At 59.0% G+C, this 18,628-nt stretch carries 16 protein-coding genes; 11 read left to right on the forward strand and 5 right to left on the reverse strand.

Annotation, left to right across the window (positions count from 1 at the left end; translation table 11 throughout):
• Positions 1-2 precede the first annotated feature (2 nt).
• Together ACR0JN_RS16240 and ACR0JN_RS16245 are read left to right on the forward strand one after the other, a co-directional pair.
• Entirely contained in the window at positions 3-2,336 is a 2,334-nt protein-coding gene (locus ACR0JN_RS16240; RefSeq protein WP_480887138.1) for a molybdopterin-dependent oxidoreductase, read from the forward strand.
• Positions 2,333-3,100: an IclR family transcriptional regulator gene (locus ACR0JN_RS16245; RefSeq protein ID WP_480887140.1), complete on the forward strand. Its 768-nt coding sequence runs from the start codon at positions 2,333-2,335 to the stop codon at positions 3,098-3,100. The genes ACR0JN_RS16240 and ACR0JN_RS16245 overlap by 4 nt, the downstream gene beginning before the upstream one ends.
• A gap of 20 nt (positions 3,101-3,120) precedes the next feature.
• Here the strand turns inward: ACR0JN_RS16245 and ACR0JN_RS16250 are convergent, their stop codons facing one another.
• A complete protein-coding gene (locus ACR0JN_RS16250) occupies positions 3,121-3,516 on the reverse strand; it encodes a rhodanese-like domain-containing protein (protein ID WP_480887410.1) in 396 nt (131 codons plus the stop codon).
• Between the two features lie 130 nt (positions 3,517-3,646).
• Here ACR0JN_RS16250 and ACR0JN_RS16255 point away from each other — a divergent pair, with 130 nt between their 5' ends.
• Genes ACR0JN_RS16255 through ACR0JN_RS16285 form a run of 7 tightly spaced genes read left to right on the forward strand, consistent with a single transcriptional unit; the run spans position 3,647 to position 12,395 of the window.
• A complete protein-coding gene (locus tag ACR0JN_RS16255; RefSeq protein WP_480887143.1) occupies positions 3,647-4,921 on the forward strand; it encodes an NAD(P)/FAD-dependent oxidoreductase in 1,275 nt (424 codons plus the stop codon).
• 7 nt (positions 4,922-4,928) lie between these two features.
• Complete coding sequence (locus ACR0JN_RS16260) at positions 4,929-6,995, forward strand: hydantoinase/oxoprolinase family protein (protein ID WP_480887146.1); 2,067 nt, start codon at positions 4,929-4,931, stop codon at positions 6,993-6,995.
• 3 nt (positions 6,996-6,998) lie between these two features.
• On the forward strand, positions 6,999-8,645 hold the full coding sequence (locus ACR0JN_RS16265; RefSeq protein ID WP_480887148.1) for a hydantoinase B/oxoprolinase family protein: 1,647 nt from the start codon (positions 6,999-7,001) through the stop codon (positions 8,643-8,645).
• 6 nt (positions 8,646-8,651) lie between these two features.
• Positions 8,652-9,398, forward strand: coding sequence for an SDR family NAD(P)-dependent oxidoreductase (locus ACR0JN_RS16270; RefSeq protein WP_480887151.1), 747 nt, complete (start codon positions 8,652-8,654; stop codon positions 9,396-9,398).
• Entirely contained in the window at positions 9,395-11,296 is a 1,902-nt protein-coding gene (locus ACR0JN_RS16275) for a propionyl-CoA synthetase (protein ID WP_480887153.1), read from the forward strand. Before ACR0JN_RS16270 ends, ACR0JN_RS16275 begins: the two co-directional genes overlap by 4 nt.
• On the forward strand, positions 11,293-11,637 hold the full coding sequence (locus ACR0JN_RS16280; RefSeq protein ID WP_480887155.1) for a RidA family protein: 345 nt from the start codon (positions 11,293-11,295) through the stop codon (positions 11,635-11,637). Before ACR0JN_RS16275 ends, ACR0JN_RS16280 begins: the two co-directional genes overlap by 4 nt.
• A 14-nt stretch (positions 11,638-11,651) precedes the next feature.
• A complete protein-coding gene (locus tag ACR0JN_RS16285) occupies positions 11,652-12,395 on the forward strand; it encodes an amino acid ABC transporter ATP-binding protein (protein WP_480887156.1) in 744 nt (247 codons plus the stop codon).
• Between the two features lie 640 nt (positions 12,396-13,035).
• Here the strand turns inward: ACR0JN_RS16285 and ACR0JN_RS16290 are convergent.
• Genes ACR0JN_RS16290 through ACR0JN_RS16300 form a run of 3 tightly spaced genes read right to left on the reverse strand, consistent with a single transcriptional unit; the run spans position 13,036 to position 16,229 of the window.
• Positions 13,036-14,100, reverse strand: a complete 1,065-nt coding sequence (locus tag ACR0JN_RS16290; protein ID WP_480816377.1) for a TRAP transporter substrate-binding protein — start codon at positions 14,098-14,100, stop codon at positions 13,036-13,038.
• Positions 14,101-14,126: 26 nt separating this feature from the next.
• The gene (locus tag ACR0JN_RS16295; RefSeq protein ID WP_480887158.1) at positions 14,127-15,707 is read right to left on the reverse strand and encodes a TRAP transporter large permease; all 1,581 of its coding nucleotides are present in this window, start codon (positions 15,705-15,707) and stop codon (positions 14,127-14,129) included.
• The gene (locus ACR0JN_RS16300) at positions 15,708-16,229 is read right to left on the reverse strand and encodes a TRAP transporter small permease subunit (protein ID WP_480887160.1); all 522 of its coding nucleotides are present in this window, start codon (positions 16,227-16,229) and stop codon (positions 15,708-15,710) included.
• Positions 16,230-16,486: 257 nt separating this feature from the next.
• On the opposite strand from ACR0JN_RS16300, the gene ACR0JN_RS16305 reads away from it, so the two are divergent.
• A complete protein-coding gene (locus ACR0JN_RS16305; RefSeq protein WP_480887163.1) occupies positions 16,487-17,326 on the forward strand; it encodes an SGNH/GDSL hydrolase family protein in 840 nt (279 codons plus the stop codon).
• 22 nt (positions 17,327-17,348) lie between these two features.
• A complete protein-coding gene (locus ACR0JN_RS16310) occupies positions 17,349-18,233 on the forward strand; it encodes an SGNH/GDSL hydrolase family protein (protein WP_480887167.1) in 885 nt (294 codons plus the stop codon).
• Positions 18,234-18,241: 8 nt separating this feature from the next.
• On the opposite strand, the gene ACR0JN_RS16315 is transcribed toward ACR0JN_RS16310, so the two are convergent.
• A complete protein-coding gene (locus tag ACR0JN_RS16315) occupies positions 18,242-18,622 on the reverse strand; it encodes a hypothetical protein (RefSeq protein WP_480887170.1) in 381 nt (126 codons plus the stop codon).
• Positions 18,623-18,628 lie beyond the last annotated feature (6 nt).

Here is an 18,628-nt window from a genome sequence, read left to right on the forward strand (position 1 = left end):
GCGTGACCGAAGAAACCTCCCGGACCCTGACAGGTAACCACTGGGGTGCGGGTATATCTGAAACCAGAGATGGCAAACTGGTGGCGGTGCATGCGCACCCGGATGATCCGAATCCCTCTGAGATCAACCGCAATATCGCTTCGAGTCTGAATGGCAAAGCGCGCGTTCTGCGCCCCGCGGTTCGCCGCGGCTGGCTGGAAGCGAAGGGCGTGCGAGGACGCGACAGCTTTGTCGAAGTCAGTTGGGACGATGCGCTGGATCTGGTTGCCAGCGACCTGAACCGGGTGCGCAGCGAGCATGGCAATCAGGCGATTTTTGCCGGGTCCTATGGCTGGTCAAGCGCGGGGCGGTTTCACCATGCCCAAAGCCAGCTCAAGCGTTTCCTGAACGGGCAGGGCGGCTTTGTTCGCTCTGAGGGCAATTACAGCTACAACGCGGCCCTTGTGCTGATGCCTTATATTGTTGGCCCGTTCAGAGCGCATGTTGCGCAGGCTACCCGATGGCCGGTGATTGCCAAACACTCTGATCTGGTGGTGATGTTTGGCGGTATGGCCACACGCAACACACAGGTCAGCGATGGCGGAGTGGCGCGCCACAGAATGGTGGACAACCTGAAAGCCTGCGCTGCATCCGGCGTGAAATTCGTAAACTTCAGCCCGTTGAAAACGGACGCCGATGCCAAGATCGGGGCAGAGTGGGTGCCGCCCAAGCCCGGCACCGATACCGCCGTTATGATGGGGCTGGCGCACACACTTCTGACAGAAGGTCTGCACGATGCGGAATTCCTTGACCGGTTTACGGTCGGATTCGACAAGTTCGCCGCCTACCTTCTGGGCGATTCCGATGGCATCGCCAAATCCGCCCGGTGGGCGGCGTCGGTCTCGGATGTTCCTGCGGATCGCATCGTTTCGCTGGCGCGGGAAATGGCGGCAGGCCGTACAATGATCACCTGCGCCGCAGCACTTCAGCGGGCCGACTATGGCGAGCAGCCGTTGTGGATGACGGTTACGCTGGCGGCGATGCTTGGACAAATCGGGTTGCCCGGTGGCGGTTACACGATCGGCTACGGTGTAAACGCCAATATCGGCAATATTGAGCGACCGTTCCGCTGGGGGACATTGCCGCAGGGCAAAAACCCGGTATCTGACTTCATCCCGGTGGCAATGATATCGGACATGCTTCTCAACCCCGGCGGCACCTACACGTACAAGGGCGAGGATCGGATTTTCCCGGATATTCGCCTGATCTGGTGGGCCGGAGGGAATCCGTTCCACCATCATCAGGACCTGCGGCGCCTGCACGCGGCTTTTCAGCACCCGGAAACCATCATCGTGAACGAATTGAACTGGACCGCGACGGCGCGTCACGCCGATATCGTTCTGCCTGTTGCAGCCCCGCAAGAACGGACGGATTTTGGTGGGGGCAAGTCGGATAACGCTCTGGTCCCGATGCCCGCCAGCGCCGAACCGCGCGCAGAGGCTCGGATTGAATTTGACATCTACACCGAGCTTACCAAGCGCTTGGGCAACGCCGAGATGTTCTCGGACGGGCTGGACTGCGACGGCTGGTTGCGTCGGATCTGGGCCCAAACGCAGGAATCGGCCTTGGCAAGCGGTGAAAGCTTGCCTGACTGGGATACCTTCATTCAGGGCGACATTGTCGAACTGCGCGATCCGTCTCCGGCGCAGGTGTTCATGGCAGAGTTCCGCCACGACCCCGACGCCCATCCATTGCCGACGCCAAGCGGGCGCATTGAAATTTTCTCGGATCAGATATCGGGGTTTCAGTTGGAGGATTTCCCCGGCCATCCGACATGGTTTGAGCCTCGCGATGCCGCAGCAGGCACACGGCCGTTTTATCTGCTTTCAGGTCAACCGGGCACACGTCTGCATTCGCAACTGGACAATGGCGACTATAGCCTTAGCCACAAAGTGCAGGGGCGGGAACCAGTTCTGATCCACCCCGACGACGCGGCGGCCAAAGGGATCGCGGACGGCGATGTCGTAGAGCTTCTTAGCGATCGCGGGCGGTGTCTGGCCGGGGCCCGTGTGACGCCGGACATTCTGAAAGGCTGCGTCTTCCTGTGGACCGGTGCCTGGTACGACCCAGACTATGATGCCCCCCAGGAACGGGATAGGCACGGCAATCCCAATGCCCTGACTCATGATCTGCGCACATCGAGCCTGACCCAAAGCCCGGCGTCACATTCGACCATGGTGGACATACGCCGTTTCGAAGGGGAAGTGCCTGACCTGACGGTTCATGATCAACCATCATTTGAAGCCGTTTCCCGTTCTGCTATACAGAACAGACTGCGCAGAAAGGACGAACAGTGAGTGAAGTACACAAAGCCCCAAAGGTGGATTCGACCCTATCCAAAGGCCTTGCGATTCTGGAGAATCTCGCCGCGCATCAAGGCAGCAAAGGAGTGACCGAGCTGTCGCGCGAACTGGAATTGACGAAATCGAACACGTTCCGGCTGTTGCAGACCCTGATCACGCTTGGCTATGTGAAACACCTCGATGACAAGACTTATGCCGCCACGCTGAAGACATGGCAGGTCGGGCGCAGTTCGGTCGAAAACCTCAACCTGCGAGCTGCCGCAGCGCCTGAGATGGCCTATCTGAGTCAGGAAACCGGTGAGGCCATTTATCTGGCGGTGCCGGAAGGATTAAGTGTCATCTATATAGACAAGGTTGAAAGCCTGAAGCCGATCAGGTCCTGGAATCCCGTCGGTGGCAGCGCCCCAATTCACTGCGTAGGAACGGGCAAGGCCATTCTGTCGCGAAATTTTGATCAATTGCGCGACAAGCTCGACGGCCAGTTGGCGCGGTATACAGACAAAACCATGACGACACTGGAGCAAGTCGCCGAGGACATGCAGGAAACGCTAAAACGCGGTTATGCGTTTGACCGCGGAGAGTTCCGCGACCGCATCCTGAGCTTCGGAGCCCCCATCCTGTTGCCCGATGGCGAGGCAATCGCCGCGCTTGGCATCTCACTGCCTGATATAAACATGAGCGACGGCGGCGAGGACCGGTTGGGGATGTTGGTGCATCATGCTGCAGAAGGCGTGACCCAGAAACTGCGCCAACTCTGAGGCGCAGCTTCCGATTGGGTTCAATCGGCTTTCTCGATGGGGCCGCCGGATTTTTCCCAGGAACCAAATCCTTCCTTCAAGTGTGCTGCTTCAAAGCCCATGTCTTGCAGGGTTGCGACCGTCAGGGCCGACCTCCAGCCCGAAGCACAGTGAAAGACATACTTTTTGCCTTCCTGCGCAAAAACATCCTTGTGATACGGGCTATCAGGATCGATCCAGAATTCGATCATGCCACGCGGCGCATGGAAGCTGCCCGGGATGAACCCGGTGCGCTGACGCTCGCGCACATCGCGGATGTCAACAATCACCACATTGGGATCATCGACCGCTTTGATCAGGTCTGCTGTCTCGATCTCTTCGATGCGATCGCGCGAGTCCTGCACCATCTGGGCTGCTGTTTTCTTGAGTCTAGTCATAGCTATTGTTCCGATATATAAAACACGTTTTTCATATATTGACACAATGACAAGATCGTTGCAACGTAAGTTAACAGGAATCGCCCGACTGCCCAGCATGATCATAGAAAAATAAAGAGGGTCCGCTCGCATGAATACAGACAGCCCGATCTCTCTTTGGGATATGTCGGCGGAGGAGCCGGATTTTCGCAATCCGTTGGCTGGCGATGCGGAAGCGGATGTCGCAATTGTCGGCGGGGGGTTCACCGGGCTTTCAACGGCGCTTTATTGTGCAGAGCGGGGGCTGAGCGCGCATGTGCTTGAGGCCAGGCATATTGGGTTTGGTGGCTCGGGCCGCAATGTGGGACTGGTCAACGCCGGTGTCTGGCATCCGCCCGCCGCCGTTCGGAAAAAGCTGGGTGAAACCTATGGGCCGCGTTTTGTAAAGCGGTTTGGTGAAGGTCCTTCGCAGGTTTTCGACCTGATCGAAAAACATCAGATCCGTTGTGAAGTTACCAAAACGGGAACCATTCACGCCGCCCACGCTCCTTCAGGTTTCGAGGATCTAAAGGCGCGCCATGCAGAGTGGACACGCCTGGGCGAACCGGTCGATCTTCTGTCGGCCGAAGAAATGGTGGAAAAAACCGGAACAGGCGCTTTTCACGGGGGCTTGTTGGATCACCGGGCCGGAACCATCAATCCGATGGGCTATTGCCGGGGTCTGGCGCGCGCAGCAAGGGGGGCAGGTGCCGAGATCAGCACGGGTGTGTGCGCAACCAATCTGCGGCGCGACGCCGGGAAATGGGTCGTGGAAACCGACAAGGGTACGGTCCGGGCCAAGTATGTTGTGCTGGGCACAAATGCCTACAGCGACACCCTGTGGCCAAACCTGAACCGCGTGTTCACCATGATCAACTACTTCCAGCTGGCCACACAGCCGCTACAGGCAGACATGTCGCATATTCTTCCGGGCCGCCAGGGTATCTGGGACACGGGGCAGATCATGTTCAGCATCCGGCGCGATGCCCATGATCGCCTTGTAATCGGCTCTATGGGAACAGTTGTCGGGTCCGTCGGTCGCGGGTTGTCGCATCGTTGGGCTAGGAAACAGCTTGCCCGGCTCTATCCGGAACTTGGTCCGGTTGAATTCGAAGAGGCATGGCATGGTCAAATTGCCATGACACCGGACCATCTGCCGCGCATCTACCAATTGGCCCCCAATCTGCTGACCCCGATCGGCTATAACGGGCGCGGCATCACAACCGGCACGATCTTTGGCGAGTGCATGGCCCAACTGATCTCAGGCATGGATCCGGCTGATCTGCCGTTGCCAATGACTGAACTGTCAACTGTCCCGTCGGCCCCGATAATGTCCCGCTTGTATCAGACGGCCTTCACCGCCAACCAAGTCCTCAGGAGCCTTTGATATCCTCATGAGCAAGATTGATGTTCGCGTCGGCGTCGATATCGGTGGAACCTTTACGGATGTGGCGTTGCAGCACCCGGGCGGCTTGTCCACCTGCAAGGTACTGACCAACTATAGCCAGCCGGAACAGGCCATTCTGGACGGAATAACCAAAGCCGCAGAACAGGCCGGGCTTGCCTTGGGCGATATTGGTCAGGTCATTCATGGCACGACGCTGGTCACCAACGCGCTGATCGAACGTCGCGGTGCAAGGATCGCCTTCATCACCACCGAAGGGTTTCGGGACGTGATCGAGATGCGCTCGGAAAACCGGTTTGAGCAGTACGATCTGAACCTGAACTTGCCCAAGCCGTTGGTGCCGCGTCAGGACCGGTTCACCCTGAACGAACGCATGGGCCCTGACGGAGAGGTCCTGCTGGCGCTGGACCTGTCCGAGGTCAACGCGATGGTGGACACGATCAAGGCGGGCGGGTTCGAGGCCGTTGCCATCGGTCTGATGCACGCCTATGCCAATGACGCGCATGAGGTCGCGATGGGCGAGGCGTTGCGCAAGGCAATGCCGGAACTGTCGATTTCGCTGTCTTCGGTAATCTCGCCGCAGATGCGTGAACTGCCCCGTTTTAACACCGTGATCGCCAACGCTTATGTCCAGCCGCAAGTCGCCGACTACCTTGGCCGTTTGGTGGGTCGCCTGCGTGAGATGGGAGTGGCCGCGCCGGTTTTCATGTTGCATTCCGGCGGCGGTCTGATTTCGGTTGAAACTGCGGCAGAACAGCCGGTGCGTCTGCTGGAATCCGGTCCGGCCGGTGGCGCGATTTTTGCAGCTGATTTTGCACGGGCATATGGGCTGGACAAAGTGCTCAGCTTTGACATGGGCGGAACCACCGCCAAGATTTGCCTGATTGAAGACGGCGCGCCGAAGACGGCCAACACCTTCGAGGTTGCCCGGACTTATCGGTTCAAAAAAGGCTCGGGCATGACCGTGTCGACGCCCGTTGTCGAGATGGTTGAGATCGGAGCAGGGGGCGGTTCGATTGCCTCGGTCGATAGTATGGGACGGCTTCAGGTCGGGCCACGGTCGGCGGCATCGGAACCCGGACCTGCCTGCTACGGGCGAGGCGGCACCGAGCCAACCGTGACCGATGCCAACCTGTTGCTGGGGCGTCTTGACCCTGACAATTTCGCTGGCGGTGCGATCCCGCTGCATACGGCAGAATCCGAAAAAGCGGTAACCAGGCTGAACCTGTCTGCCGGCGATGCCGCCTTTGGCATCACCGAACTGGTGGATGAGAATATGGCGAATGCGGCGCGGGTGCATACGGTCGAGAACGGGCGCGATATCGAACATTTCACCATGATCGCCTTTGGCGGGGGTGCGCCGCTGCACGCCTGTCGTCAGTGCGAAAAGCTTGGCATCAAGGCGCTGATCATTCCACCGGGTGCAGGTGTCGGTTCGGCCATCGGCTTCCTCAAGGCGCCGTTCAGCTTTGAAGCCACGCGAGGGCTGTTCCAGCGCATGGACGATTTTGATGCCGGGGCCGTGAATGCTGCCCTGATCGACATGGAGGCCGAGGCCCGCGCCTTTGTCGAAGAAGGGGCCAAAGGGGCAGATACCGAGATTCGCCTGACCGCGCAGATGCGCTATTCTGGGCAGGGTTGGGAAATCCCGGTGTCGCTGCCGCACAAACAGTTTGAGGACTGCGATGTGTCGCTGATCCTCACAGCGTTTGAACAGGCCTATCGCACGCTGTTTGGCCGGGTGATCGACGGGTTGGCCGTTGAGATCACGAACTGGCTTCTGACCGTATCGACCGTGCTGCCGGACACCGATCCGGTGATCGGTCATAGCAGCGGCACGGACGCGACCGTCGCGCGGACGCGGCGGTTTTTCGATGCCGCGCTGCGCAAATCGGTCGAAGCGCATGAGGTTGAACGGTCCGGCATGACCCCCGGCAAGGCCGTCGAAGGCCCTGCGATCATCGTGGAATCCGAGACCTCGACCGTCGTTACCTCGGGCTATCGCGCGGTGGGGCAGGGCGATGGAAGTTTGCTGTTGCTGGCGAAGGAGGCATAGGCCATGGCCACGTCAGATATTGATCATCAGATCATGTGGAACCGCCTGATCGCGGTTGTCGAGGAACAGGCCACGACGCTGATCCGCACGGCCTTTTCAACCTCGGTCCGCGAAGCGGGCGACCTGTCGGCGGGTCTTTTTGACCGCGAGGGGCGGATGATCGCCCAAGCCGTGACCGGCACCCCGGGTCACGTCAACGCGATGGCCGAAAGCGTCACCCATTTCGCCGCCCAGATCGGGCCGCAGAACACGTTCGACGGAGATGTGTTCATCACCAACGATCCCTGGCTGGGCACAGGGCACCTGCACGACATCACCGTCGTCACGCCCGTGTTCCGCAAGGGCGCGCATATCGGCTATTTCGCCTGCACCGCGCATGTGGTGGATATCGGCGGGCGCGGCTTTGGCCCGGATGGCAATGAGGTTTACGAAGAGGGTCTGCTGATCCCCATCACCAAATTCGCTGAGCGCGGTCAGGTACAGCCCCTGCTGATCCAGATGATCCGCGCCAATGTACGGACCCCGGATCAGACTGTGGGCGACATGTACTCGCTGGCCGCCTGTAACGAGGCGGGCAACCGTCGCCTTCAGGCGATGATGGATGAATTCGGCATCGACGACCTGCAATCCCTGTCGGATTTCGTCATCGAGACCAGCCGCAAGGCGACGTTGGAGGCCATCGCCAAAATGCCCTCGGGCACCTATCACGAGACCATGCAGGTCGACGGCTATGACGCCCCTGTGCACATGGAGGTGACCCTAAGCGTCGATGGCGATCAACTGCTGGCGGATTTCGCGGGCACATCCGGTATGAGCCGGTTCGGCGTGAACTGCCCCGAGGTCTATACGCGCGCCTATGCCTGCTATGCGCTGAAATGCGCGATTGCGCCGGACGTCCCAAACAACACCGGATCGCTTGAACCGTTCCGGATCACCGCGCCCGAGGGCTGCATCCTCGCGGCCAAACGCCCGGCACCGGTGTCGGTGCGCCATGTGATGGGTCATTTGGTGCCAGACGTGGTGCTGGGTGCGCTGCACAAGGCGTTGCCGGATACTGTTCCGGCCGAGGGGGCAAGTGCGCTCTGGAACATTCAGATTTCAGCGCGGGCATCCGACCCCGAAAGCGGCCTGCCGAACCGTGAGGTGTTGATGTTCAACTCGGGCGGCACCGGTGCGCGCCCCGCCTTCGACGGGCTAAGCGCCACGGCCTTCCCCTCGGGCGTGTCGACCATGAGCGTTGAGGCGACCGAGCATGTCGGGCCAATCACCGTCTGGCGCAAGGACCTGCGCGAAGGCTCTGGCGGGGCTGGTGCCCTGCGGGGCGGTCTGGGCCAGACCATCGAGATCGAACCGCGTGCGGGATATGATTTCTACTTCAACGCCATGTTCGACCGGGTGGAAAACCCCGCGCGCGGGCGCAATGGCGGGCTGGCCGGTGGCGCGGGTGCTGTCGAGTTGTCTGACGGGACAAAACTTCGCGCCAAGGGTCGCCAACTGGTCAGGAACGGCCAGCGGCTGAGGCTCAGCCTGCCGGGCGGCGGTGGTTATGGCGCGCCGGAACACAGGGATCGTGACGCCGTGGCCGGTGATCTGGCCGCCGGGTTCATCACCGCCGAACAGGCAAAGCAAGATTATGGGTTCGAAGGGTAAACGCAGATGGCTGACACTCCGATTGCAGTTGTGACAGGTGCTGCGCAGGGCATTGGACTGGCCTGCGCCGAGGCGCTGAGCGAGGATGGCTACAAGGTCATTCTGGTCGACATTCAAGACAGCGTGCACAAGGCCGCCGCCACCGTTGGGGGGGTCGGAATGGTTTGTGACATGGGCGACGTGGATGCCATTGGCGCGATGTTTGATAGCATTGAGGCTGATCACGGCCCGGTCTCGGCATTGGTAAACAATGCGGGCGTCGCGATGCCGGGAAACTTTCTGGACTATGATCTCGCCGCCTTTGACCGTGTCATGGACATCAATCTGCGGGGTGTCTTTGTGGCAATGCAGCGGGTGGCGGCCAGCATGGTCGACAACGGCATCGAAGGCGCGATCGTAAACATGTCTTCGGTTAACGCGCAGGTCGCAATCCCAGCGATCCCGGCTTATTGCGCCTCGAAAGGTGGGGTCATGCAACTGACCAAGGTTGCGGCACTGGCGCTGGCTCCAAAAAACATCCGTGTGAACGCGGTCGGCCCCGGCTCGATTGATACCGAGATGATGGCTGGTGTGAATGCCAACCCCGAAGCCTACAAGATGGCGATGTCACGCACTCCGATGGGCCGCGCAGGCACCGCGCGGGAAATCGGGGACGTGGTGGCGTTCCTGTGCTCGAAAAAGGCCAGCTATGTCACCGGTGAAACGATCTATGTCGATGGCGGCCGCCTTGGCCTGAACTACGTGATGTCATGAGCTACGCAGAGGCATATGAAAGCTGGCAAGCGGAGCCCGAGGCGTTCTGGGGCAAGGCCGCTGAACAGATAGACTGGTTCAAACCAGCCGATAAGGTGTTCGATCCCGACATGGGCGTTTATGGCCGCTGGTTCGCGGGCGCGACATGCAACACCTGCTGGAACTGCGTCGATCGCCATGTCGAGGCCGGGCATGGCGACCGCACCGCGCTGATCTATGACAGCCCGGTCACCGAAACGGCCCAGACCTTCAGCTTTGCAGAGTTACAGGCCGAAGTCGGCGCGCTTGCATCCGTCATGCGCGCGCATGGCGTTGGCAAGGGCGACCGCGTTGTCATCTACATGCCAATGGTGCCACAGGCGGTGTTCGCGATGCTGGCCTGCGCTCGTCTGGGGGCGATCCATTCGGTTGTGTTTGGCGGTTTTGCACCACATGAATTGGCAACTCGGATCAATGATGCCGAACCCCGGATGATCATCTCGGCCTCCTGCGGGATCGAACCGGCACGGATCGTGCATTACAAACCCCTGTTGGACGCTGCCATCGAGGAAGCCACGTCCAAGCCCGAGCATTGCCTGATCCTGCAGCGCGACATGGAACTGGCCGAACTGATCCCGGGCCGCGATCTGGACTATGCCGAACTGATCGGTGCGGCAAAGGCGGCAGGAGAGACGACAGACTGCGTGCCGGTTGCGGCGACCGATCCGCTCTATATCCTCTACACCTCGGGCACCACCGGCCAGCCGAAAGGTGTTGTGCGCGACAATGGCGGGCACATGGTGGCGCTGAAATGGACGATGGAACACCATTACGGAATGAACCCCGGTGAGGTGTTCTGGGCCGCCTCCGATGTGGGCTGGGTCGTCGGGCATTCCTACATCTGCTACGGGCCGCTGCTGCACGGTTGCGCCACCTTGGTCTACGAGGGGAAACCGGTGGGCACCCCCGATGCAGGCGCTTTCTGGCGGGTTATTCAGGACCATCAGGTCGCGGCTTTGTTCACGGCCCCCACGGCGTTTCGCGCGATCAAGAAAGAAGACCCCAAAGGCCGATTGATCGAACAGTATGACCTGTCGAAATTCCGCACGCTGTTTCTGGCCGGCGAACGCTCGGACCCGGCAACGATCCAATGGGCTGAGGAAAAGCTGCAGCGCCCGGTGATCGACCACTGGTGGCAAACCGAAACCGGTTGGGCCATGTCCGGCAACCCGGTCGGGCTGGGACAGTTCCCGGTCAAATACGGCTCGCCGGGCAAACCGATGCCGGGATACGACATCCGCGTGTTGGACGACGAAGGGCATGAGGTTGAACCCGGCACGCTGGGCAACATCGTTTGCAAGCTTCCGCTGCCACCCTCGGGTTTCCCGACGCTCTGGAACGCGCCAGAGCGGTTCCTGACCTCTTATATGAATGAATTCCCCGGCTACTACGCCACCTCGGATGCCGGGATCATTGATGAGGACGGCTATGTCTTCATCATGGCCCGCACGGATGACATTATCAACGTGGCCGGTCACCGCCTGTCCACCGGCGCGATGGAGGAGGTGATCGGGGCGCATCCCGACATCGCCGAATGTGCCGTGGTCGGCGCGGCGGATGCGGTGAAAGGTCAAATGCCGCTGGGGTTTTACGTGACCAACGATGGTGCGAACCGCGAGGCGTCAGAGCTGGAAAAAGAGCTTGTCGCGCTGATGCGAGAGCAAATCGGAGCCGTAGCCGCGTTCAAAACAGCCATCCCGGTCAAACGCCTGCCCAAGACACGTTCGGGCAAGGTACTGCGCGGCACGATGCAGAAGATCGCCGATCGCGCCGAATTCAAGATGCCCGCTGCCATCGACGATCCGGCCATTTTGGACGAGATATACGATGCGCTGAAGGGCAGGGGGCTCCTGTCATGATCGAACGCCTGCATACCGGCGCAAGGATGTCGAAGATCGTCAAACATAACGGTGTTGTTTACCTGTGTGGTCAGGTCGGAGCCGGGGACAGCGTCACCGCGCAGACGCAAGACTGTCTGTCGCGCATTGATGCCCTGCTGACCGAGGCGGGTTCTGACCGTGAGCATATTTTGCAAGCCATTGTCTGGCTGCGCGATATGGCGGATTTCGCCGAAATGAACGCCGTCTGGGATGCCTGGGTCCCCGAGGGCCACGCACCCGCCCGCGCCTGTGGCGAAGCCCGGTTGGCGCGGGATGTACTGAAAGTCGAGATCATCGTAACAGCCGCCATAAAAACCTGAAGGGGAGATCGCCCATGTCCGAAGTTCCGGCCGTCAGACTCAGCCACGTGGAAAAATACTACGGCAGTTTTCACGCTCTCAAGAACGTCAATCTGACCGTAGGCAAGGGTGAAAAGATCGTTGTCTGCGGCCCTTCGGGCTCTGGCAAGTCGACCATGATCCGCACGATCAACCAGCTCGAGGAACATCAATCCGGTCTGATTGAGATCAATGGCCACGCCATCAGCGCCGACGATCCCAATATCGACAAGCTGCGGCAGGATGTTGGCATGGTGTTTCAGCACTTCAATCTGTTTCCCCACATGACGATCCTTGAGAACTGCACCCTGGCCCCGATGCTGGCGCGCAAAATCTCTCAGGCTGAGGCGGAAGAGACCGCGATGACGTATCTGGAAAAGGTGCAGATCGCCAATCAGGCGCCGAAATACCCCGGTCAGCTTTCAGGCGGTCAACAACAGCGTGTCGCCATCGCGCGGGCGCTGTGCATGAAGCCCGATATTCTGCTGTTCGACGAGCCGACCTCGGCGCTGGACCCCGAAATGATCGGCGAGGTTCTGGACGTTATGGTGACGCTGGCCGAGGAAGGCATGACCATGATTTGCGTCACCCATGAGATGGGATTTGCCCGCAAAGTGGCGGATCGGGTGATCTTCATGGACGCTGGTGAGATCATCGAAGAGGATGACCCGGAAAGCTTCTTTGACAGCCCCAAGAGTGAGCGGACGCGGAATTTCCTGGAACAGGTTCTAACGCACTGAAAAGATTGGCCACCGCATGTTTGCCCCAAAGAAGTGAGAGAAACGTGCCCAGAACTTTTGAGAACCTTTTTTCAAAAGGAAGGCCACTCTCGGCGAACAAGTCCGGGCTTTCCAAACATAGATGTTGCGGGCGGCCCACGATAGTCGTCTGGATTAGAAATGGTTGCTTCTTATTCAACCACTGCAGGGCTTCTTATTCCGTCTTACAGCGTGATGGATTTGGTCCCTTTTGTTTACAAACTGAGTCCTCGCCGCATGTGAATTGCTTGTAAATTTCGGATCAGTTTGTGTCGTTTGCCGCAGTCGGTAGGTCTGACAGTCTATAGGTTCTGGCGTGAATTTTTCTGCCGGTAACATCATTGGAGTGGGTTGGCCGTTTTGTCCCGCCAGTCAGCCGAACGGTTGAAACGGCAAGGGTCCAAGCGTGAATTGGCCTTTGCTGATCACGAAGGCTTCTGAAAATCTACTCGGCTCCATTGAACTTTGATGCAAACCCAAAATGGCAGATCGAAGCACGCGCAGGCGTCTGCACCCTCAGAACCGATTGTGTCGTTGGCTGCGGCGCGGAGGGCCGGAAGCGTCCATTCCGCTTCGAAGAAACTGCGGCGGGCCCCCAAAAGAACCGCCGCAACGTTGTCGGTTACATGCGCTGACGCAGAGTAGCGCCCAGATAAGCGCCGTTGAATTCCTTTGCCTTGGACAGGAACGCGTCATAGCTTTCGCGCACTGTCGCAAAATCAGGGTTCGCCGCTGCGTTTTCGTCCATGACCTCGACGGCGGCAACTTTCAGGGCCTGGACTATGTCATCGGGATACTCTGCAAAGATCACGCCATCGGCTTTCAGTTTTTCAAAGGCCTGAGAGTCGAAATAGTTGAACTGGCTTACCGTCTCGACCGACACTGCCTCGGCTGCGTTGGCGATGATCGCTTGCAGGTCCGCAGGTAGTTCGGCCCAGGCGTCTTTGTTCACCACGATTTCGAGCCCTGCGCTGGGTTCCTGGAACGAGGGGAAATAGCAGTAGTTTGCAACCTTGCTCAGTCCAAAGCCCTGATCCAGAAACGGGCCGACCCATTCCGCTGCGTCCAATGCGCCCGAGTTGAAGGCCGGGAAGATTTCGGGCGGTGGCATCAGTACGGCGTTCACGCCCAGTTTACGCATCACCTCGCCGCCCATACCGCCGATGCGGAAGTTCAGGCCCGACAGGTCTTCGATGGACGTGACCGGCTTTTTGAACCAACCCGCGGACTGAACCCCCGAATTGCCCGAGAAGAAGGGCACCAGATTGCGTTGCCCATAAAGGTCATTCCAAAGTTCCTGACCGCCGCCATAGCGGAGCCAGGCCGTAAGTTCGGTGCCGATCATGCCAAAGGGAATGGCCCCGAAAAAATGGTTGGCCGAGTTTTTGGAGGCAGCATAAAACGGGGTCGAGTGGCCAATTTCTGCCGTTCCCTGCTGCACCGCGTCTTCGACGCCAAACGGGGGGACAAGTTCGCCGCTTGAGAAGATTTTGAACGTAAGCCGCCCCCCGGACATATCCGCGACCCGTTGTGCAAACGAGGCTGAATTGGTGCCGACGCCGGGCGCCTTGGCAGGAAACGAGGTTGGCAGTTTCCATTCGATATTCCCCTGAGCCACCGCTGGCGCGGCAAGTGCCGTGGCGGGCGCAGCAATGGCTGCCGCTTTGATAAAGCTCCGTCTTTTCATGGTGTTCTCCCTGTCGAGTGGTGGTTCTAGTTAAACAGCAATGTCGGCAACCAGGTTGCGATGCCCGGAACCGCGATGACGATCCCGATTGCGATAAGCTGTAGCAGCACAAACGGGGCCACTGAAAGATAGATGTCTGTGGTTGTGATACTGGGCGGCGCGACCGAGCGGAAGTAGAACAGCGAAAATCCAAATGGCGGCGTCAGGAACGATGTCTGGATGTTCAGCGCAATCAGGATCGCAAACCACACCGGGTTGATGTCGGACTGAAACAGGATCGGCCCCACGATGGGGATAACGATAAAGATGATCTCGACGAATTCCAGAACAAAGCCCAGCAGGAAAATCACCAGCATGGTCACGGCCAGCATCGTCCAGACCCCGCCCGGCAGATCGGTGAAGAAGGAATGAACATAGTCATCCCCTTCGAACCCCCGAAAGACCAGGGACAACATGCTGGCCGCGATGATGATTCCAAAGACCATCGCGCTGACTTCTACGGTTTTGCTCAGCGCCACACGCCCGATGCCGGACCTAAACAGCCAGTAGCAGAAATAGATCAGGCACAGGCAGACCACCGCCAATATGGCCGCAGCGATTAGTGAACCGGTATCGAACACCAGCTCTCCGCTGGTGAAGTCGATCCGCGTCAGCCCGGCGCGCTGCATCAGGAAGAGGGCAAAGACCAAAACGACCGTAAGCAGACAAAGCGGGGACAGATGGCGCGGTGCGTTTTCAAGGCTGCTGGCTGCAATCAGAATGGTCCCGGCAACACCGATTGCCGCAGATTCCGTGGGCGTGGCGACCCCAAACAGGATCGAGCCCAAAACGGCCACGATCAAAAGCAACGGTGGCAGGGTGTTCACCAGCAATTCGGTGACGGACCCCTCGGCCTTAGGGGTCGGCGAGGCTGCAGGCACCTCGCTCGGGGATGCCGTGACATAAAGGACAACCAGCATGTAAAGGCCGTACAGGCCGACCAGCAACAGACCCGGCAACAACGCTCCGGCAAACAGATGGCCGACGCTGACCGGGTCCGGGGCAAAGTTGCCTATGGTTTGCTGGGCTTCGATATAGGCGTTGGAAATCTGATCGCCCAGCAGGATCAAAACGATCGAAGGCGGGATGATCTGCCCCAGTGTGCCGGCAGCACATAGAAGGCCGCTGGTCACGCGTTTCGACACACCGGCATTCAGCAAGGCGGGCAGGCTGATCAGACCCAGCATCACAATCGTCGCGCCAATGATCCCGGTCGAGGCGGCCACCAAGGTGCTGACAAAAAGAACCGCCAGAACCAGGCTCGATTTGGTTTGCCCAAACAGCGCCGAGATATTCATCAGCATTTTTTCAGCCTGGCGCGATTGTTCGAGCAATATGCCCATCAAAACAAACAGAGGGATGGCGATCAGCAGGCTGTTGTTCATGATGCCGAACACACGCTGTGGGAACGCCGCGATAAACCCCAGATCGAAATGCCCGAACAGCGCGGCGATCAGCGCCACGCACAGCGGAACCCCGGCCAGCACCCAGACAACGGCGATGCCCGACAAGATGCCCGCCATCAGACCGGCAACCATCACCAAAAGCCAAATTTGCGATACGTCCATCTAGTCGCTCTCTTTGCCGTGGATCAGCGTTCCATCCAGCAAAAGCGCCACACTCTGGACCATTAGCAGCACGCATACAACCGGAAGGCCCGTCATGATCAGGAAGTATCCGCCCAGCCCGCCGGTTTCACGCGCGCCCTCTTTGATCGACCAGGAATAGCTCACCAGTGGCGCAGCGTAGTAGAGCGTCGCGATACAAAGCGGCAAAACCAGAACGACGAACGCGACCTGATCAATACGCCGCGCCAGTCGCGTGTCTCCGGTTCTGCGGAAAATGTCGACGCGCACATGCTTGTCCAGCCTCAACGCGACCGGGAGGCCAAAGATCGACAGCCAGGCGAAACAATATAGCACGAAGTCCTGAAGCTCGATAAAGCCAACGGCAAACAGATACCGCAGCACGACAACCGCCAGCTGGGTTGCAAACAAAACCGCCAGAAGCCCGATGCACAGCCAAAGAGACACCCGGTGAAGACGATCCGCCACGTGCAGGAAAACAGATGTGTAAGTGGCGATCGTCATGAGTGTTTTTGCTGGGCTCGTTTTGGCTATTTAAGCGAGGCCGAACCGGCTGAACAAGCCAATTTGTCACCGCAGCCCAACAGGACGGGCCGTTTTTGACATTCGCCCGATCATCACGGCAAGTGCGGCGGATATAACCAGGTATTGATTGGTGTTACACCGCACGATCCCGCATTGTAACGCGAATTGCCGGGCATGATCCGGCAGCGGGCGCGGCAAGTGAAGGTGAATGTGTGACACCGCTCAGAGTATCAATTTTGGGATTTTGGCTGGCCGCTGTTTCAGTGTTGAACGCTCAGCCTGCAGCGACACAGCCCGATGTTTTGATCTTGGGGGATAGCCAGATTTCCTTCGGTGCAGGCAAAGAATACCTGCGGTTCTTTGGTGAACTGGCCGAGCGGTGCAAGATGACGCCCCAACGCAAAAAGGCACTGGGCAAGCTGGGCAGCCGCGAGACTGCCGCAATCGGCGTCCGCTCGACCTCGTTGCAATCCTGGACAACACCAAATGGGGCCGCAAAAGGCGCGATTTGCGATGTCGACAAGAAATTCGGGGTCAATGCCGGGGCCTACGGAATTGATGGCAACCCCGACCGAGTGTTCATACAGATCGGCAAGGGCAACGCCTATCAGTTCTGCAAACCCAAACAGACCGCGTTTGAGGCGATGTTTGAAGGCGGGTATTACAGCCCCGAATTGCTGGTCCTGACCTTTCTGGGCAATTCAGCCGACCGCTGGGCCAATTCGCCCGAATTGGCCCAACAGGATGCCCGCCGCACGCTGGACCAGATCCCGGAAGATATTCCGTGCGTCTTCATCTCAAGCGTGCCGGTCTATCTGAAAAAGACCAACGACAAACGGATGAAGGCTCAGACCGCAATCGCCAGCGCCTTGCGGCAGGCGGGCACGCAATGTGCCGTGGTCGAAGGGTTCAACCGCAAGACACGCGCCGCGATCGAAGGCAAACCTGCCTATTTCCGGCGCAACGATGCGGGCAAGGTCAAGGACCCGCATCATCCAAGCCGGGCTGCGGTTCGGGAATTCCTTGACATCAACACGGCCGAAATCTGCGACGCGGTATTTTCGGCTCTGAAGTAGACGCAATAACTGCAGGGGGGATATGCAGGTGTTCAAAAAGATGGTCGCAACTGTGTGCGCCTTGGCCTTCACCACTCCGGGGGCCAGCGCAGAGGAATTTACCTCGCCCGAGATTCTGATTATCGGGGACAGCCAGATATCCTTTGGGTCGGGCCCGGCTTTTCTGGAATTCTTCAGCGATATCAAGGAACACTGCCGCCCCGACGCGCGACAGAAAAAGCACCTTCAACGGCTTGGGGAAATGCGGGTCGGGGTCATTGGTGTCCGGTCCAGTTCTATTGACTCGTGGACCGCGCGGTCCGGGCGGTCAAAGGACACGATCTGCAAGGTGGACCCGAAATGGAACGTGAACGCGGGCACGTATGGGTTCGTGAACACGACCGGCAACAAGTATGTGCAGATCGGCAAGGGGAAGGAATATCAGTTCTGCGCGGCCAAAACCTCACCACTCGAAGAAATGCTGAGGGACGGGTACTATGATCCCAAACTGATCTTGATGTCCTTTCTTGGAAATTCGGCCAAGCGGTGGGCCAACAACCCCGAAGCCGCTATCCGGGATGTTGAGCGCTTGCAGGCGCAACTGCCCCCCGATCTGCCCTGCATTTTCATGACCACCGCGCCTGCCTACAAGAAGAAGATCGTCGATCTGCGTCTGCGGGCGCAAAAGAACCTGATGGATGCGTTCAAGGTCACAGGATTGCGGTGCACGTTCGTCCCCGGTGCCACGCCCGAGACAGTTGCAGCCAACCAGGGCAACAAGCATTACTTCCGTGTGAACAAGAAGGGCATGGTCAAGGACCCCTACCATCCGAACGAGGCGGCTGCCAAAAACTTCTTTGCGCTGGAAATGGACCAGATATGTTCGGCCATTTTCGACCAGATCGAACCGACCGAGGAACAGAGCTAGCCCCCTGATCAACCCACGCGCCTACGCGGCAGGACGGCTGCCAGAATGACCGCCCACCCAAGGATGCCCTGCCCATGGGCGCTCAGGTTCTGTTCATACGAGAAAAACAGCATCTCCAGTGGTCTAAGAGGGTCGCGGGGCGGCCAGATCACCCATTGCAGAGGCAGATCCGGAATGACCATCCGGTAGTACATGTAATAGATTTGCGGCGATAGCCACACAAACAGCCAGAATAGCGCCAGCGCCCCTGAAAACCGCACCCAGACCGGGAAACGGCGCAAGGCGCGCCGTGCCAGAAGTACCATCAGCAGACACAGGACGGCGCTCAGCAACGCCAGCCCGACCTGTCCCCAACCTGACAAATCAAAGAAGGAATCCTGACGGTACAAATCTGC

It is taken from the genome of Ruegeria sp. G12, from assembly GCF_056533565.1.

Bases quoted from the DNA above. Each gene is read 5' to 3' on its own strand.
- ACR0JN_RS16250 (WP_480887410.1), bottom strand. From the start codon at position 3,516: ATGACTAGACTCAAGAAAACAGCAGCCCAGATGGTGCAGGACTCGCGC.
- ACR0JN_RS16255 (WP_480887143.1), top strand. From the start codon at position 3,647: ATGAATACAGACAGCCCGATCTCTCTTTGGGATATGTCGGCGGAGGAG.
- ACR0JN_RS16260 (WP_480887146.1), top strand. From the start codon at position 4,929: ATGAGCAAGATTGATGTTCGCGTCGGCGTCGATATCGGTGGAACCTTT.
- ACR0JN_RS16265 (WP_480887148.1), top strand. From the start codon at position 6,999: ATGGCCACGTCAGATATTGATCATCAGATCATGTGGAACCGCCTGATC.
- ACR0JN_RS16270 (WP_480887151.1), top strand. From the start codon at position 8,652: ATGGCTGACACTCCGATTGCAGTTGTGACAGGTGCTGCGCAGGGCATT.
- ACR0JN_RS16275 (WP_480887153.1), top strand. From the start codon at position 9,395: ATGAGCTACGCAGAGGCATATGAAAGCTGGCAAGCGGAGCCCGAGGCG.
- ACR0JN_RS16280 (WP_480887155.1), top strand. From the start codon at position 11,293: ATGATCGAACGCCTGCATACCGGCGCAAGGATGTCGAAGATCGTCAAA.
- ACR0JN_RS16285 (WP_480887156.1), top strand. From the start codon at position 11,652: ATGTCCGAAGTTCCGGCCGTCAGACTCAGCCACGTGGAAAAATACTAC.
- ACR0JN_RS16290 (WP_480816377.1), bottom strand. From the start codon at position 14,100: ATGAAAAGACGGAGCTTTATCAAAGCGGCAGCCATTGCTGCGCCCGCC.
- ACR0JN_RS16295 (WP_480887158.1), bottom strand. From the start codon at position 15,707: ATGGACGTATCGCAAATTTGGCTTTTGGTGATGGTTGCCGGTCTGATG.
- ACR0JN_RS16300 (WP_480887160.1), bottom strand. From the start codon at position 16,229: ATGACGATCGCCACTTACACATCTGTTTTCCTGCACGTGGCGGATCGT.
- ACR0JN_RS16310 (WP_480887167.1), top strand. From the start codon at position 17,349: ATGCAGGTGTTCAAAAAGATGGTCGCAACTGTGTGCGCCTTGGCCTTC.